14 protein-coding genes are annotated in these 16,250 nt (G+C 68.5%); 10 read left to right on the top strand and 4 right to left on the bottom strand.

Annotation, left to right across the window (positions count from 1 at the left end; all coding sequences use genetic code 11):
- Positions 1-7: 7 nt before the first annotated feature.
- Entirely contained in the window at positions 8-214 is a 207-nt protein-coding gene (locus E9232_RS21920; RefSeq protein WP_309797488.1) for a hypothetical protein, read from the bottom strand.
- Between the two features lie 262 nt (positions 215-476).
- Between E9232_RS21920 and E9232_RS21915 the strand changes: the two genes are divergently transcribed.
- Both E9232_RS21915 and E9232_RS21910 read left to right on the top strand, forming a co-directional pair.
- Complete coding sequence (locus E9232_RS21915; RefSeq protein WP_309797486.1) at positions 477-833, top strand: winged helix-turn-helix domain-containing protein; 357 nt, start codon at positions 477-479, stop codon at positions 831-833.
- A 90-nt stretch (positions 834-923) separates the two neighbouring features.
- Positions 924-1,790 (top strand): sulfite exporter TauE/SafE family protein, encoded by an 867-nt coding sequence (locus tag E9232_RS21910; protein WP_309797482.1) that lies wholly within the window; start codon positions 924-926, stop codon positions 1,788-1,790.
- A gap of 64 nt (positions 1,791-1,854) precedes the next feature.
- Here the strand turns inward: E9232_RS21910 and fdhF are convergent, their stop codons facing one another.
- Both fdhF and E9232_RS21900 read right to left on the bottom strand, forming a co-directional pair.
- Positions 1,855-4,623, bottom strand: a complete 2,769-nt coding sequence (fdhF, locus tag E9232_RS21905; protein WP_309797480.1) for a formate dehydrogenase subunit alpha — start codon at positions 4,621-4,623, stop codon at positions 1,855-1,857.
- Positions 4,620-6,239, bottom strand: coding sequence for an NAD(P)H-dependent oxidoreductase subunit E (locus E9232_RS21900; RefSeq protein WP_309797478.1), 1,620 nt, complete (start codon positions 6,237-6,239; stop codon positions 4,620-4,622). Before E9232_RS21900 ends, fdhF begins: the two co-directional genes overlap by 4 nt.
- A gap of 456 nt (positions 6,240-6,695) precedes the next feature.
- On the opposite strand from E9232_RS21900, the gene E9232_RS21895 reads away from it, so the two are divergent.
- Positions 6,696-7,943 (top strand): molybdopterin molybdotransferase MoeA, encoded by a 1,248-nt coding sequence (locus E9232_RS21895; protein WP_309797476.1) that lies wholly within the window; start codon positions 6,696-6,698, stop codon positions 7,941-7,943.
- A 127-nt stretch (positions 7,944-8,070) separates the two neighbouring features.
- On the opposite strand, the gene E9232_RS21890 is transcribed toward E9232_RS21895, so the two are convergent.
- On the bottom strand, positions 8,071-8,358 hold the full coding sequence (locus tag E9232_RS21890; protein WP_309797475.1) for a hypothetical protein: 288 nt from the start codon (positions 8,356-8,358) through the stop codon (positions 8,071-8,073).
- A gap of 177 nt (positions 8,359-8,535) precedes the next feature.
- Here E9232_RS21890 and E9232_RS21885 point away from each other — a divergent pair, with 177 nt between their 5' ends.
- The 7 genes from E9232_RS21885 (at position 8,536) to E9232_RS21855 (ending at position 15,976) form a co-directional block, all read left to right on the top strand.
- Positions 8,536-8,781 carry a helix-turn-helix domain-containing protein gene (locus E9232_RS21885; RefSeq protein WP_309797473.1) on the top strand — a complete coding sequence of 82 codons (246 nt, stop codon included), beginning with the start codon at positions 8,536-8,538 and terminating at the stop codon, positions 8,779-8,781.
- Positions 8,782-8,845: 64 nt separating this feature from the next.
- A complete protein-coding gene (hyfB, locus tag E9232_RS21880; RefSeq protein ID WP_309797471.1) occupies positions 8,846-10,855 on the top strand; it encodes a hydrogenase 4 subunit B in 2,010 nt (669 codons plus the stop codon).
- Positions 10,846-11,802, top strand: a complete 957-nt coding sequence (locus E9232_RS21875) for a respiratory chain complex I subunit 1 family protein (RefSeq protein ID WP_309797469.1) — start codon at positions 10,846-10,848, stop codon at positions 11,800-11,802. Before hyfB ends, E9232_RS21875 begins: the two co-directional genes overlap by 10 nt.
- A complete protein-coding gene (locus E9232_RS21870; RefSeq protein ID WP_309797468.1) occupies positions 11,803-12,465 on the top strand; it encodes a hydrogenase-4 component E in 663 nt (220 codons plus the stop codon).
- A complete protein-coding gene (locus tag E9232_RS21865; RefSeq protein ID WP_309797466.1) occupies positions 12,462-13,910 on the top strand; it encodes a hydrogenase 4 subunit F in 1,449 nt (482 codons plus the stop codon). The genes E9232_RS21870 and E9232_RS21865 overlap by 4 nt, the downstream gene beginning before the upstream one ends.
- Positions 13,911-13,926: 16 nt before the next feature.
- Complete coding sequence (locus tag E9232_RS21860) at positions 13,927-15,432, top strand: hydrogenase large subunit (RefSeq protein WP_309797464.1); 1,506 nt, start codon at positions 13,927-13,929, stop codon at positions 15,430-15,432.
- Positions 15,433-15,439: 7 nt separating this feature from the next.
- Positions 15,440-15,976 (top strand): NADH-quinone oxidoreductase subunit B family protein, encoded by a 537-nt coding sequence (locus tag E9232_RS21855; RefSeq protein ID WP_309797462.1) that lies wholly within the window; start codon positions 15,440-15,442, stop codon positions 15,974-15,976.
- Positions 15,977-16,250 lie beyond the last annotated feature (274 nt).

The raw sequence follows: 16,250 nt of genomic DNA, 5'->3' as shown, positions 1-16,250 counted from the left end.
GTCTCCCTCAGTGGGACGGATAACGATTGACCCGGTAGAAGTTCTGCACCTCTACGGAATTCGCCTGGTAGCGGGCCCTGCGCTTGTTTTTCGCGGCCGTGGTCCCGGTATCGGCGTCGGCGGGCGCAAGCGGAAGAGCGACCGCGGCAACACCAACCGTCATGGCGCGCAGCAGATCACGGCGCTGAATTCGTCTCTCACGGAGCTCGTTCATGAACGACCTTCCACCCAAATCCCAGCGGCGCTCACGGCTGATGGACCCGACCGCTCGCATGCCCATCAACATACACCGGGCGCAAATGGCTTGGCCATTGATAACCCCGGCATCGGGCACCTTTCAAACGGATGGCCGAAGGCTTGGGAAGGCCGGAAGTGGAACGGGAGGCGGTCAGCCGGCAGGTTGTGCCGCCACCTGCCGAGCAAACCCGGCGACCAACGCGCTAGAGTGCGTCTTCACGTCGATGGCATTGTTGTACATGGCGACGCTCAAGCTCACTCTGGTCCTCGATTCCGGCGCCCGCATCGGTTCGGGCAAGGCAGCTCTGCTGGAGAGCATCCATGAGACCGGCTCGATATCTGCGTCCGCCCGGTCCATGCGGATGGACTATAAGCGCGCCTGGCTGCTGGTCGACAGCCTGAACCGCGCCTTCGATGCGCCGATCGTCGAACGCACCACCGGTGGCGCCGGCGGCGGTGGCGCCAATCTCACACCGCTCGGCCAGGATCTCTTGTCGCGCTATCGCCGGCTGCAGGATGCCGCCGCGAACCTCGCCGTCGACGACCTCGCTGCGATCGAACAGCGCGCGCGACCAGAGGCCGGCCCCAAAGTCTGACCGCCGCCCGATCCTCCATCCCCGCTGGCGCGGGCATGGAGGATCAGATAGCGTTATGGTCAATTTGACATAGCGATTCGGCTTCCGACGATGGTGGCGCGCGCCGAGGTGGATAGGAGCGTCCAGCCACCGGCAAAGCCGTTGGAACCCGGCTTTTCCGGCTGGCGTACCACCGCACTCGCTCTCGCCTGCGCCCTGGTGATCGGGGGGGCCGGCGGGCTGATCGGGCTGGGTGGGGGCGAGTTCCGCCTTCCGATCCTCGTCGGCCTGCTCGGCTTCGCCGCGAGAGCTGCCGTGCCGATGAATCAGATCCTCAGCCTGGTCACGCTGACCACGGCCTTCGCAATGCGCTGGCATCACGGATTGCTCGTCGGGGTCGGTGATTTCGCCCCCGCCGTCGCCGCCCTCGGGGTCGCCGGGATGACGGCAGCCTATATGAGCGCACGCCTGATCTCGATGGTCTCCGACCATCGTCTTGAACGGTCGATCGCGATCCTGTTGATGGCGATCGGCCTCCTGCTCGTCGGCGAACATCTGCTGCCGGAAGGCATCCCCGCACTGGTGCCGAGGGAGCCCTATTGGCAGATTCCGGCGGGGCTTGCTCTCGGCCTGTGCATCGGCACCATCAGTACCTTCCTCGGGGTCGCCGGCGGCGAGCTGCTGATCCCGACGCTGGTGTTCGTCTTCGGAGCGGATATCCACACCGCCGGTTCGGCGACGCTGTTCATCTCGATCCCGACCATCTGTGCCGGGCTCTGGCGCTACGGCCGCCTCGGGCTGCTGCCGCGCCGGCGCACGCTGTTCCGCATTGGCCTGCCCATGGGGGCGGAGAGCCTGGTCGGAGCGGCCGCCGGCGGTGCGCTTGCAGGATCGGCGCCGGCTGAGATCCTGAAGCTGCTCTTGGGGGGCATCCTGGTTGCCGCCGCCTTGAGGGCATTTTGGAAGCGGCATCCATAGGCAGGACAGCCAACGCTGGAGGCAGCCCGGCCCGGCCATCTGGCCGAGCCGGACCTGTCGGCATCTATTCCGCCGCCACCCTGGCTTCGACCCGGGCGATCCGGGCGGCGCAGAACTTGAACTCCGGGATCTTGCCGAACGGGTCGAGCGCCGGGTTGGTCAGCAGATTCGCCGCCGCCTCGACATAGCAGAACGGGATGAAGATCATCCCCGGCGGCACGTCGCGGTCGGCCCGGATCCGGATCTCGACCGCACCGCGCCGGGTCTCGACCCTGATGGTCTCGCCCGGGGTCAGGTTGCGGCGTCCGATTTCGTTCGGGTTGAGGAAGGCGATCGCCTCCGGCTCGATCGCGTCGAGCACGGCGGCGCGCCGGGTCATGGCGCCGGTGTGCCAATGCTCCAGCACCCGGCCGGTCGACAGCACCATCGGGTAGTCGTCGTCCGGCACCTCGTCGGGCGGCGTGACGTTGGCCGGCACGATCTTGCCGCGGCCGCTGGCGGTCGGGAAGCCGGTGGCGAAGATGATCTCGTTGCCCGGCTGGTCCGGTGCGTCGACCGGATAGGTCACGGCGCCTTCGCGCTCGACCCGCTCCCAGCTGATGTTCTTCAGCGACGGCATGGTCGCCGCCATCTCCGGGAAGATCTCATGCGGCCCGGCGTAGGTCCAGTTCAGGCCCAGGCGTTTGGCGATCTCCTGGATGATCCACCAATCCTGCCGCGCCTCGCCGGGCAGCGGCAGGGCCGCGCGGCCCATCTGCACCCGGCGGTCGGTGTTGGTGAAGGTGCCGGTCTTCTCGGGGAAGGCCGAGGCCGGCAGCACGACATCGGCGAAGAAGGCGGTCTCGGTCAGGAACAGGTCCTGCACCACCAAATGCTCCAGCTTGGCCAGGGCTTCGCGGGCATGGTTCAGGTCCGGGTCCGACATCGCCGGATTCTCGCCTTCGATATACATGCCGCGGATCTGGCCGGCATGGATCGCGTTCATGATCTCGACCACGGTCAGGCCGCGCTTGGCCTCGAGCTCGGTGTCCCAGAATTCCTCGAAGAAGCGGCGGATCTCCAGGTCTTCGACCGACTGGTAGTCGGGGAAGACCATCGGGATCAGCCCGGCGTCGGACGCGCCCTGGACGTTGTTCTGGCCGCGCAGCGGGTGCAGCCCGGTGCCGGGCCGGCCGATCTGGCCGGTGATCAGGGCCAGCGCGATCAGGCAGCGGGCGTTGTCGGTGCCATGGACGTGCTGGCTGATGCCCATGCCCCAGAAGATCAGCGAGGCGCGCGAGGTGGCGTAGGCGCGGGCGACGGCGCGGATGGTCTCGGCCGGCACGCCGCAGACCGCCTCCATCTTCTCCGGCGGGAAGTCCTTGATGCGTTCGCGCAGGGCGTCGAAGCCCTCGGTGTAGCCCTGGACGTACTGCCAGTCGTACAGACCCTCGGTGATGATGGTGTGCAGCATGGCATTGAGCAGCGCCACGTCCGAGCCCGGCTTGAACTGCAGCTTCCAGGTGGCATGGCGCGACAGGGTCTGGCCGCGCGGATCGATAATGGCGAGCTTGGCGCCCTGCTTGACCGCATTCTTGATGAAGGTGGCGGCCACCGGATGGTTCACCGTCGGATTGGCGCCGATGATGATGATGACCTCGGCATCCAGCGCGGCCGAGAACGGCGCCGTCACCGCGCCGGAGTTCAGCCCCTCCATCAGCGCCGCGACCGAGGAGGCGTGGCACAGCCTGGTGCAGTGGTCGACGTTGTTGGTGTGGAACCCGGTGCGGACCAGCTTCTGGAAGAGGTAGGCCTCCTCGTTCGATCCCTTGGCCGAGCCGAAGCCGGCCAGGGCCGGGCCGCCATGGGCGTCCCGGATGTCGCGCAGGCCACCGGCGGCGCGGTCCAGCGCCTCTTCCCAGGTCGCCTTGCGGAAATGGGTCCAGGGGTTGGCCGGATCGAAGTCGATCTCGGCATGCTTCGGGGCGTCGTCGCGGCGGATCAGCGGCACGGTCAGGCGGTGGGGATGGGTGACGTAGTCGAAGCCGAAGCGGCCCTTGACGCACAGCCGCTCGTGGTTGGCCGGGCCGTCGCGGCCCTCGACGAACAGGATCTTGTCGTCCTTGATATTGTAGGTCAGCTGGCAGCCGACGCCGCAATAGGGGCACAGGCTGTCCACGGTGCGGTCGGCATAGCCGGTGCGGACCTCGTTCTCGTCCAGCACCGTCGCCGGCATCAGCGCGCCGGTCGGGCAGGCCTGGACGCATTCACCGCAGGCGACGCAGGTCGAATCGCCCATCGGGTCGTCGAAATCGAACACGATCTTCGAGCCGTGGCCGCGATAGGCCATGCCGATGACGTCGTTGACCTGGACCTCGCGACAGGCGCGGACACACAGGTTGCACTGGATGCAGGCGTCGAGGTTGACCCGCATCGCCGGATGGCTGGGATCGGCCGCCTCGGCCTCTCGCCGTGGCAAGCGCCCGGCTTCGACACCCATGGCGTCGGCCCAATGCCAGAACTGCGACTGCGGATCGTGCGCCTCGGCCTTGGCCGGCTGGTCGGCGATCAGCAGCTCCAGCACGCCCTGGCGGGCCTTATGCGCCCGCTCCGACCCGACATGCACCTTCATGCCGGCCGAAGGCTTGCGGATGCAGGAGGCAGCAAGCACGCGCTCGCCCTCGATCTCGACCATGCAGGCACGGCAATTGCCGTCGGCGCGGTAGCCGGGCTTGGGCTGCCAGCACAGATGCGGGATCTCGACCCCGAGCCGGTCGGCCACCTGCCAGATGGTCTCGCCGGGCAGGGCCTCGACGGCCTCGCCGTCGAGGGTGAAGGCGATGGTGTCGGTCATCGCAGGACCTCTTCCCGGAAGTGCTTCAGCACGCTGCTCAGCGGGTTGCAGGCGGCCTGGCCGAGGCCGCAGATCGAGGCGTCGCGCATCACCTGGGCGATGTCGCCCATCACGGCCTCGTCCCAGTGCGGCCGCTCCATCAGCGCCACCAGCTTCTCCGTGCCGACGCGGCAGGGCGTGCACTGGCCGCAGCTTTCATCCTCGAAGAATTTCAGCAGGTTGAGCGTGGCGGCCCGCATGTCGTCCTGGTCCGACAGCACCACGATCGCGGCCGAGCCGATGAAGCAGCCATATTGCTCCAGCGTGCCGAAATCGAGGGGGATGTCCGCCATCGAGGCCGGCAGGATGCCACCCGAGGCGCCGCCCGGCAGGTACGCCTTGAAGCTGTGGCCGGGCGCCATGCCGCCGCAATATTCTGCGATCAGCTCGGCGACGGTGATGCCGGCCGGGGCCAGCTTCACCCCCGGCTCGACCACCCGGCCGGAGACGGAGAAGCTGCGCAGGCCCTTGCGGCCGTTGCGGCCCTGGCCGGTCCACCACTCCGCGCCCTTCTCGACGATGTCGCGGATCCAGTACAGGGTCTCGATGTTGTGGATCAGGGTCGGCCGGCCGAACAGCCCGACCTCCGCGGGATAGGGTGGCTTGTGCCGCGGCAGGCCGCGCTTGCCCTCGATGCTTTCCAGCATCGCCGATTCCTCGCCGCAGATGTAGGCGCCGGCGCCGCGGCGCAGATGCAGCACCGTGCCCCGCGTCAGCCCCTCCGCCTCGATCCGGCCGATCTCGGCGTGCAGCACCTCGCGCAGCGCCGGGTACTCGTCGCGCAGGTAGATGAAGACCTCGGCCGCCTCGACCAGCCAAGCGCCGATCAGCGTGCCTTCGAGGAAGCGGTGCGGGTCGCGCTCCAGATACCAGCGGTCCTTGATCGTGCCCGGCTCGCCCTCGTCGCCGTTGACCGCCATCAGCCGCGGCCCGGGATAGGACAGGACCGTCTTCCACTTCCGGCCGGTCGGGAAGCCGGCGCCGCCGAGGCCGCGCAGGCCGGCGGCATCCATCGCCGCGACCAGCGCGTCACGGGTGATCGTGCCGGCGCGGACCCGGTTGAACAGGGCGTAGCCGCCATCGGCGACATAGGCGTCATAGCCGCGATAGGGCGGCAGGACCGGATGGGTTGCCTGCGCAGCGACGGCGGCCGCCACGGTTTCGACCGTCGCGGCGTCAACGAAGTTGTGTCCGACCTCGGCGGTCGGGGCCACATCGCAGCGGCCGACGCAGGGCGCGCGGACAACCCGGACATCCGATCCGAGGGTGGTCCGCAGCTCGGCCAGCAGCGCCTCGCTGCCGTGCAGGGCGCAGGTCAGGCTGTCGCAGACCCGCACCGTCAGCGCCGGCGGTGGGACCTCGCCGTCCCGCACCACGTCGAAATGGGCGTAGAAGGTCGCGACCTCATAGACCTCCGCCATCGACAGGGGCATCTCGTCGGCCAGCGCCGCCAGATGGCGTTCCGAAAGATGGCCCCAGCGGTCCTGGATCAGGTGGAGATGCTCGATCAGCAGGTCCCGGCGACGTGACCGGTCGCCCAGCAGCTCGCGCATTTCCCGCGCGGCTGCGGCATCCACCTGCCGGCCCTTTGGGGTGCTTCGCGCCTTGCGGCGACCCGAAGGCGATCCGAACGATGCCGGGTCGATCGTGTCCATACGCTCTGTTCCCTCCTGGCCAAGGCCGGGTCTGGCGCCCGTTCGGTTCAGTCTATGCCCAGGGGAGGAGCGTGTTCCATCCGACTCATGGTCAGCCTCGCCTCTGGTATACAAAATTACGATAGGCGGAACTTCGCCGCTATGGCCAGTGCCACATAACGGTCCGGAGGTTTTTGTCGCAGTCCGGCCGGGTGTCATGCGGCCGGGAGCGAGGCTCTCCACCATTCGAACTGCGGCCAATTGCGCCGGTTGCCGTCCATAATCTTCAATGCCATGTTGCGGGAACGTCGAGAGACCGCCCTCCGGCTCGAACAGAGTCAGGTCGACGTCGCCGGTGACCGAGGCCGATGGACCGGAGAGCGGCGGAGGAAGCCGATCATGGCGCAGCTTTCCGATGACTGCTTCGCGTTTGGCGGAGCCCTGTTGCCGCTCGAAGAGGCGCGGCGGCTGATCGTCGAGCGCGTCAAGGTTGTCGCCGATGTCGAGACGGTCGCTCTGATGCAAGCCGACGGCCGGACGCTGGCTGAAGCCGTGGCGGCGCCGCGCGATGTCCCGGGCTTCACCAACTCCGCGGTCGACGGGTATGCCGTTCGCTTCGACGATCTGTCTCCGGATGCCGAGACCAGACTCGTGCGTGACGGCCGCATCGCGGCGGGCCAGACGCCGGCCGATCCGCTGGCGGCCGGTCGGGCGGCCCGCATCTTCACCGGCGCGGCTCTGCCCGTGGGCGCAGACACCGTGATCATGCAGGAGGATTGCCGGGAGGATGGGGACATGGTGCTCATCCGGCCCGGGATCAGGCTCGGTGCCAACCGGCGCTTGGCCGGTGAGGACATCGCCGCCGGAAGCGTGGCACTTGCCGCCGGCCGTCGCCTCGGACCCGCCGAGTTGGGTATGCTCGCGGCACTGGGTCAATCCGTCGTACCCGTCCGCCGGCGTCTGTCGGTCGCCCTGTTCTCGACTGGCGACGAGCTGAGGGAACCCGGCCAGTCTCTGGCGGCCGGTCAGATCTATGACGCGAATCGCTTCATGCTGGCGAGCATGCTGGTCCGCGCGGGCGTCGTGGTCTCCGATCGCGGCATTCTGCCCGATCGGCCCGGAGCGCTGGCCGAAGCCCTGGTCGACGCGGCAGCCCGGCACGACCTGATTGTGACGTCCGGCGGCGTTTCGACCGGCGAGGAAGACCATGTCCGCAATGTCATCGCGTCGCATGGCTCCCTGTTTTTCTGGCGCCTGGCGATCAAGCCGGGGAGGCCGGTCGCTCTTGGTCAGATCGGCGGGACACCGCTGATCGGACTTCCCGGCAATCCCGTGGCGGCGCTCGTCACCTTTGCCGCCGTGGCGAGGCCGCTGATCGAGGCGATGACCGGCATGCTCCCACGCGTGCCGCGTCGCTTTGCCATGGTGAGCGGGTTCTCCTACCGGAAGAAAGCCGGCCGGCGCGAATATGTCCGGGTTTCGGTCGAAGCGGGCGATGGCGGGCGGCTGCGGCGCTTTCCGAAGGAGGGAGCCGGCATGCTGACGTCGCTGACCGAAACAGACGGGTTGGCCGAGTTGCCGGAGTCCATGACTCAGCTGGAGCCGGGAATGGCGGTCGATTTCATTCCCTATGGCGAGATGCTGTGACCCTTCGGCTCGGCGTCCGCGAAAGCCTCGTCATCCTGCTCGCCGAAAAGCAGCAACACGGTTGACGCCGCGGCTCCCAGGGTCGTGATCCGGGCTCCGAATTCGGCGACCGGCCATTTCGGCCCGGTCACGGCTCCAGGGCGATCCGCTCGAGCCCCTTGATCGCCGCCATCAGCACATCCCGGCGGTGATGCCGTCCGGTCTGGTAAGCCTCATCTTCGAACTGCTCGCAGAGTTCCCAGCACAGGAGGTGGGCGCGGCCAGGCGTGAGGCTGGCCGTGTCCGCCTTGAACTGGGTCAGGACCTCCTGGAGTTCCGCCATCCAGATGTCATTCGGTCTTGGCGGCATGTTCGCCAGCGTCTCAATGCGCTGTCGATAGACCCCGTAGAATCCGCGCGCCGGCACTTGGGTCATCCCGCTGTCGTCCTCAGTCACCACATCGCATCGGCTCGTCGCACGCCAAGCCGGGCCGCCGGCAAGAATATGCCTCTGTGGCACGGCCCATCAATAGGAATTGCCAGTTGATTTCGGATTATGCAAGCTGTAAATGGTATTAATGATGCTTAAAACATGCTTAATGATGATTCAGCCATGCTGACCTCTGCGCAACTGAAAGCCGCTCGGGCCCTGCTCGGTGTGGATCAGCGGAAGCTCGCCGAGCTGTCGGGCCTGTCGTTGCCGACGATCCAGCGCATGGAGGGCAGCGACGGCGTCATCCGCGGCAATGTCGACTCGTTGATGAAGCTCGTCGGCGCGCTCGACGTCGCCGGGATCGAGCTCATCGGCGAGGGATCGGTAAGCCAGGGAGGTGGGCGCGGCGTCCGGCTGAAAGCATGAGTGCGGACATCGGATTCGGTGACGCGCCAGGGCTTGTCGGGCGTCCGTGGGAAGCGAGATCGCAATGGCGTGTGGCGTAGCTCTCTGGTGCGTGGCGACCCTGGTCGGCCTCGCCGTATCGGGCGCATCCATCGCGCGGAGGCCTTTCGCGACGCAGGTCGTCTACGCCGCGAGCCTCGCGGTGTCGCTGGTGTCCTTTGCCGCGGCGCTCACCCATCTGCTATCCGCCGCCTCACCCGACACGATCACGTTGCCGCTCGGCCTGCCATGGATCGGGGCGCGGTTCCGGGTTGACGCGCTGTCGGCGCTGTTCCTCGTCATCGTCAACCTCGGGGGCGCCGCAGCGAGCCTCTACGGCCTCGGTTACGGCCGCCACGAGGAGGCTCCCCACCGCGTGCTGCCGTTCTTCCCGGCCTTCCTGGCCGGCATGACCCTCGTGGTCCTCGCCGACGACGCCTTCACCTTCCTGCTGAGCTGGGAATCGATGTCGCTGGCGTCCTGGGCGCTGGTGATGGCGCATCACCGCGACGCGGAGAATGCGCGGGCCGGCTACGTCTACCTGGTGATGGCGAGCTTCGGCACCCTGGCGCTGCTCCTGGCCTTTGGTCTTCTGGCTGGCCCTGACGGCGGCTACGCCTTCGCGTCGATCCGGGCGGGGAGCCCGTCGCCGTGGCTGGCGGGGCTGGTTCTCATCCTGGTTCTGCTGGGCGCCGGGTCGAAGGCCGGCCTGGTGCCGCTGCATGTCTGGCTACCGCTGGCCCATCCGGCCGCGCCGAGCCACGTCTCGGCGCTGATGAGCGGGGTCATGACCAAGGTCGCTGTTTACGGCTTCATCCGCATCGTCTTCGACCTGCTTGGTCCGCCGAGCTGGTGGTGGGGCCTGGCTGTGCTCGGTATCGGCGGCATCACCGCCGTGCTGGGCGTGCTCCAGGCGCTGATGCAGACCGACCTGAAGCGGATCCTGGCCTACAGCACGATCGAGAACATCGGCTTCGTCTTCGTCGGCCTCGGGCTGGCTCTCGCGTTCCGGGCCAACGGCATGTCCGCCGCCGCTGCCCTCGCGTTGACTGCCGCACTGTTCCACGCCCTCAACCACACCCTGTTCAAGAGCCTGCTGTTCTTCGGCGCCGGTGCGGTGCTGACGGCGACCGGCACGCGCGACCTGGAGCGCCTCGGCGGCCTGATCCACCGCATGCCGGCGACTGCGGCGGCGGTCCTCGCCGGTTGCGCTGCCATCTCGGCCTTGCCGCCGTTCAACGGCTTCGTCTCCGAGTGGCTGACGCTGCAGGCCATCCTGCTGAGCCCGCAACTGCCGCAATGGGGGCTGAAGCTGGCGGTCCCGGCCGTCGGCGCCCTTCTCGCGCTGGCCGCGGCGCTCGCCGCGGCTTGTTTCGTCCGGGTCTTCGGCATCGCCTTCCTCGGCCGCCCTCGAAGCGAGGCGGCTTCGCAGGCCCGGGAGGTCGACCGCTGGTCGCTCACGGCAATGGTCGGGTTGGCCGGCCTCTGCCTCGCCATCGGCATCCTGCCCGGCCTCGTGATCGACGGGCTGGCTCCGGCGGTGCGGAGCGTGGTGGCTGCGGAGATGCCACGGCAGATCGCGGTCGCCTGGCTGTCGATCGTCCCGGTCGGCGAGAGCCGGAGCTCCTACAACGGCCTCCTGGTCTTCCTCTTCATCGCCCTGTCGGCCTCGCTGGCGGCCTTCGCCATCCACCGGCTGGCATCGCGCGCCCTGCGCCGGGCGCCGGCCTGGGACTGCGGCTATCCCGACCCGAGCCCGGCGACCCAATACACCGCCGGCAGCTTCGCCCAACCGATCCGCCGGGTCTTCGGGACGGTCGTCTTCCGCGCCCGGGATCATGTCGAGATGCCGCCGCCGGGCGACCCGCGGCCCGCACGCTTCAAGGTGGATCTGCGCGACCCCGTCTGGGACATCCTCTACGCCCCGGTGGCCGGCATCGTCGGCTTCCTCGCCGATCGGCTCAACCATCTGCAGTTCCTGACGATCCGACGCTATCTCAGCCTGGTCTTCATGGCGCTCGTCACCCTGCTGCTGGCGCTGTCGCTATGGTCCTGATCGTCGACCTTGCCGTCCAGGCCCTGCAGATGCTCCTGGTGCTGGCGGCGGCGCCGCTCCTGACCGGCTTCGTGCGCAAGGTGAAGGCGCGGCTGCTGCGCCGCCGCGGTCCGCCGCTGCTGCAGCCGTACCGCGACCTGCTGCGGCTGCTGCGCAAGGAGGTCGTGCTCGCCGAGCATGCGTCCTGGCTGTTCCGGGCGGCCCCCTACCTGGTCTTCGCCGCCACCTGGGTGGCCGCGGCCCTGGTGCCGACCTTCGCCCGGGGCCTGATGTTCAGCTGGTCGGCCGATCTGATCGCCATCATCGCGCTCCTGGGCAGCGCCCGCTTCTTCCTGGCTCTGGCCGGACTCGACATCGGCACCAGCTTCGGCGGCATCGGCTCCAGCCGCGAGGTGCTGATCGCCACCTTGGCCGAGCCGGCGATGATCATGATCGTGTTCATCCTGGCGCTGGTCGCCGGTTCGACCCAGCTCTCGACCATCGCCGGCATCATGCTGTCGCCGCAGGTCGGGCTGCGCGTCTCGCTCGGCCTGGCGCTGATCGCCCTGATCATGGTCGCGATCGCCGAGAACGCCCGCATCCCGGTCGACAATCCGGCGACCCATCTCGAGCTGACCATGGTGCACGAGGCGATGGTGCTGGAGTATTCCGGCCGGCATCTGGCGGTGATCGAACTCGCCGCATCGCTCAAGCTGCTGCTCTACCTCTCGCTCATCGCCTGCGTGTTCGCGCCTTGGGGGTCGGCACCGGCCGGGGCCGGCGGCGGCGCCTATGCGATCGGCATCGCCGTCTATGCCGGGAAGCTGGCCGTCGGTGGCTTCGCGCTCACCGTCTTCGAGACCGCGATCGCCAAGATGCGGGTCTTCCGGGTCCCGAATTTCCTGGGCGCGGCCCTGATGCTCGGCCTGCTCGGCACGCTGCTGCTGTTCGTTTCGAGGAGCCTCTAGATGGGCGAGCTGACCTTCGACGTCGCGCATCTGCTCGCCGGCGGCCTGGTGCTGGTCAGCTTCATGCTGCTCTACCAGGTCCGCCTCTACGCGCTGCTCAACGTGTTCGCGCTGCATGCGGTCGTGCTGTCGCTCTCGGTCGCCTGGCAAGCCTTTACCCAGCACGCACCCCATCTCTACGTCACGGCGGTGATCGCGCTCGCTTTCAAGGCGGTCGTCATTCCGGTAGCGCTGCACCGGATCATCGCCCGGCTCGGCATCCACCGCGAGATCGAGACCGTGGTCGGCATCGGGCCGACCATGCTCGCCGGCATCGGCCTCGTGGCGCTCGCCATGGTGGTGATGCTGCGGGTGACGGCGGAGGCGGACCCGCTGGCCCGGGAGGATCTTGCCTTCGCGCTCGCTGTCATCCTGCTCGGCCTGCTGATGATGGTGACCCGGCGCAATGCGGTCAGCCAGGTGGTCGGGTTCATGTCGCTCGAGAACGGGCTCGTCCTCGCCGCCGCCGGCGCCAAGGGCATGCCGCTGGTGGTCGAGATCAGCGTCGCCTTCTCGATCCTGATCGCCTTCATCGTGATCGGCGTCTTCCTGTTCCGCATCCGCGAGCGCTTCGACACCGTGGACGTCCACGCTCTCGACCACTTCCGGGGAGAGCGGCGATGACCGCGCTTTCGGCCTTCGCCGTACCGCTCGTGCTGGCCATTCCGGCCGCAACGGCGGCCGTCCTCGCCCTGCTGCCCGGCTACCGGCTCTCGGCCCGGCTCAATGTCCTGGCGTGCCTGCTGACCCTGCTCACCGCACTGTCCCTGCTGTTCGGCCGGCCGCAGCCCGATTCCTACTTTCTGATCGACGACCTCAACATCGTGTTCATCGTGCTGAACACCTTCGTCGGCTTCACCACCAGTGTGTTCAGCGCCAGCTACATCGCCCACGAGATCGAGACCGGCCGTCTCACCCCGGGCCATCTCCGATTCTACCACGCCATGTACCAGGCGATGATGTTCGGCATGAACCTGGCGCTGGTCGCCAACAACATCGGACTGATGTGGGTGGCGGTCGAACTCGCGACCCTGACCACCGTCCTGATGGTCGGCATCTACCGGACCCCCGAGGCGATCGAAGCGGCCTGGAAATACTTCATCCTCGGCAGCGTCGGCATCGCCCTGGCGCTGTTCGGCACCATCCTGGTCTACATGGCCGCGCGGCCCGTCGTCGGCGAAGGCATCGACGGCATGCTGTGGACCGTCCTGATCAACCGCGTGGCGGCGTTCGATCCGGCGCTGTTGAACCTCGCCTTCATCTTCCTGCTGCTCGGCTACGGCACCAAGGTCGGCCTGGCGCCGCTGCACGCCTGGCTGCCGGACGCCCATGCCGAAGGCCCGACCCCGATCTCCGCCGTGCTGTCGGGGCTCCTGCTCAACGTCGCGCTCTATGCCGTCCTGCGCTTCAAGATGCTGATGGCGGCCAACCACGCCGCGATCGCCCCCGGGCCGCTGATGGCCACCATGGGCCTGACCTCGCTGATCTTCGCCGGCTTCATGCTGTACCGCCGGCGCGACATCAAGCGGATGTTCGCCTACAGCTCGATCGAGCATATGGGCATCATCACCTTCGCCTTCGGCATGGGCGGGCCGCTGGCCAACTTCGCCGGCCTGCTGCACATGACCATGCACAGCCTGACCAAGTCTGCGATCTTCTTCGCGGTCGGCCACATCGCCCAGGTCAAGGGCACCCAGAAGATCGCCGAGATCCGCGGGCTGACCGAATCCCATCCCGTGCTCGGCTGGGGGCTGGTGACCGGCGTCGTCGCCATCGCCGGAATGCCGCCGCTCGGCGTCTTCATGAGCGAGTTCCTGGTCGTGAGCTCGACCTTCGCCCGCGAACCGCTGCTGGCCGTGCCGCTCGTCCTCGGCCTGCTGATCGCCTTCGGGGCGCTGCTGCTGCGGGTCCAGGGCCTCGCCTTCGGCGAGCCGACCGGCAGCACCGCCCCGGTTCAGGCGTCTTACCTGCCGATGTTCGGGCATCTCGGGCTGGTGCTGGTCGCCGGCATCTATCTGCCGCCACCCTTGGCCGCCTGGTTCCAGCACGTCGCCGGCCTTCTCGGCTGAAGGGGGAGTGGGAAGCATGCCGGCGCTGGCCGAATTCGTTCTCGCAGGCAGGAGGGTGGACACCGATCCGTCGTGGATTCGGGTCGTCGTGGACGCGGAGCTCTGGCAGGCCGTCACCGGACACCTGGCCGAAAATGCCTGGACCCTCCTCGGCCTCTGGGGCGACCCTCCCTACGTCCACATGGCGGTGCTCGACGAGCCTGCCGCCCAGATGGCCGTCATCAGCCTCGAATGCCCGGACGGGCGCTTCCCCTCGGTGGGGCAGCGTCATCCACCCGCCATCCGACTGGAACGGGCGATCTGGGACCTGTTCGGCCTCGAGCCGATGGGCATCCCGGATGTCCGGCCCTGGCTCGACCATGGACGATGGGGCCAGCACCACCCTCTCGGCCGATGCGAGCCGGCGCTCGGCATGGAGCCGTACGCCTTCCTGCCGGTCGAAGGTGAGAGCCTGCACCAGATTGCGGTCGGCCCGGTGCATGCGGGCATCATCGAGCCCGGGCATTTCCGGTTCACGGCCAATGGCGAAACCGTGGTCCGGCTCGAAGCGCGGCTCGGCTACGTCCATCGCGGCCTCGAGGGCCTCATGGCCGGCGCAGATCCCGGTCATGCGGGCCGCCTCGCGGGGCGGGCTTCGGGCGACAGCACCGTCGCCTACGCTTGCGCCCTCGCCAGGGCCGTCGAAACCGCACTCGGCGTCAAGGTGCCGTTCCGCGCCACCTGGCTTCGGGCCCTCATGCTCGAGCTCGAGCGCCTGGCCAACCATCTCGGCGACATCGGCGCGATCTGCAACGATGCGTCCTTCGCTCTCATGCACGCCCAGACCGGCGTGCTGCGCGAGCGGGTCCTGCGGGCCTGCGGCCGCGCCTTCGGTCATCGGCTGATGATGGACCGGGTGGTGCCGGGCGGCGTCGCGGTCGACCCTGACGGTGATGCCGTCGAGATCCTGGCCTCACTGGTCGCCGAGATCCAGATGGCCTTCCCGCCGCTGATCGAGCTGTACGACAACACGGCATCGTTGCAGGACCGGACGGTCGCGACCGGTGTCCTCAACCCTGCGCTGGCACGGCAGTTCGGCGCCGGCGGCTTCATCGGGCGCGCCTCGGGGCGCCGCTTCGACGCCCGGCGGGCGTTCGGCGACGGTCCGTACCGGATGCTCAGCTTCGATGTTCCGGTCCTGGGCGAGGGGGACGTCAACGCCCGGGTCTGGATCCGGATCCGCGAGGTCGAGCAGAGCCTGTCGCTGATCGGCCAGATCCTGGAGCGGCTGCCGGACGGGCCGATTCGCATCGAGATCCCGCGGCGGGCCGGCGAGGGGCTGTCCCTGGTCGAGGGTTTCCGCGGCGACATCCTCGCCTGGGTCCGCCTCGACGCGGAGGGCCGGGTTGCCCGCGGCCATCTGCGCGATCCCTCCTGGTTCCAGTGGCCGCTCCTGGAAGCCGCCATCGAAGGCAACATCGTCGCGGATTTTCCGCTCTGCAACAAATCCTTCAACTGCTCCTATGCGGGGCACGACCTCTGAGGGCGCCATGCGTCGGCATCTCTTCCAGGGCCTCTTCCGGTCGCCGCTGACCGAACCGCCGCCGCCCGGCGACGATCCGGAGCTGACGGCGCTGGCCGCCCGCCTGGACGGGGCCGCCCGCCGGCGGCTGGGGCGGAGCCTGTCGATCCGGGAGGTCGACACCGGCTCCTGCAACGGCTGCGAGTTGGAGATCAACGCCCTCAACAACGCCTTCTACGACCTCGAGCGCTTCGGGCTCCGCTTCGTGGCTTCGCCGCGCCATGCCGATGTGCTGCTGGTCACCGGCCCGGTGACCCACAACATGCGTGAGGCGCTGGAGCGGACGTACACGGCAACGCCGGCGCCGAAATGGGTGGTCGCGGTCGGCGACTGCGCTGCCGGCAGCGGCCTGTTCGCGGACTCCTATGCGACGGTCGGGGGCGTCGCCGCCGTGCTGCCGGTCGACCTCCATATCCGCGGCTGCCCGCCGGATCCGACCGCCCTGCTCAAGGGGCTCCTCGCTCTCCTGGAGCGGCGTGGAACGGTCGCCGGGTCATCGCCTTGAACATTGCCGCCGGCGGCTGTGGCCGAGACCTGGAACCCTCGCCAGGCCGCCAGGGCACATCCTTGAGTGATTTCCGAGCCTGCCGTCATTGACCCGGCGATGAGTATAGTTGCAAGTGCCGTCGCGGGGGGGGGGGGGGGGGGGGGGGGGGGCGCCCGGCCCCCCCCCCCCCCCCCCCCCCGCCCGCGCGGCCCCCCCCCCCCCCCCCCCAAAAACCCCCCCCCCCCAACCAACCCCCCCCCCCCCCCCCCCCCGGGGGGCGCGGGGGGGACCC

This window comes from Inquilinus ginsengisoli (genome assembly GCF_031453975.1).
Classification (GTDB): Bacteria; Pseudomonadota; Alphaproteobacteria; order DSM-16000; family Inquilinaceae; genus Inquilinus; species Inquilinus ginsengisoli_A.
The sequence above is the reverse complement of the archived record's forward strand: the minus strand, read 5'-3'. Positions and strand labels throughout refer to the sequence as shown.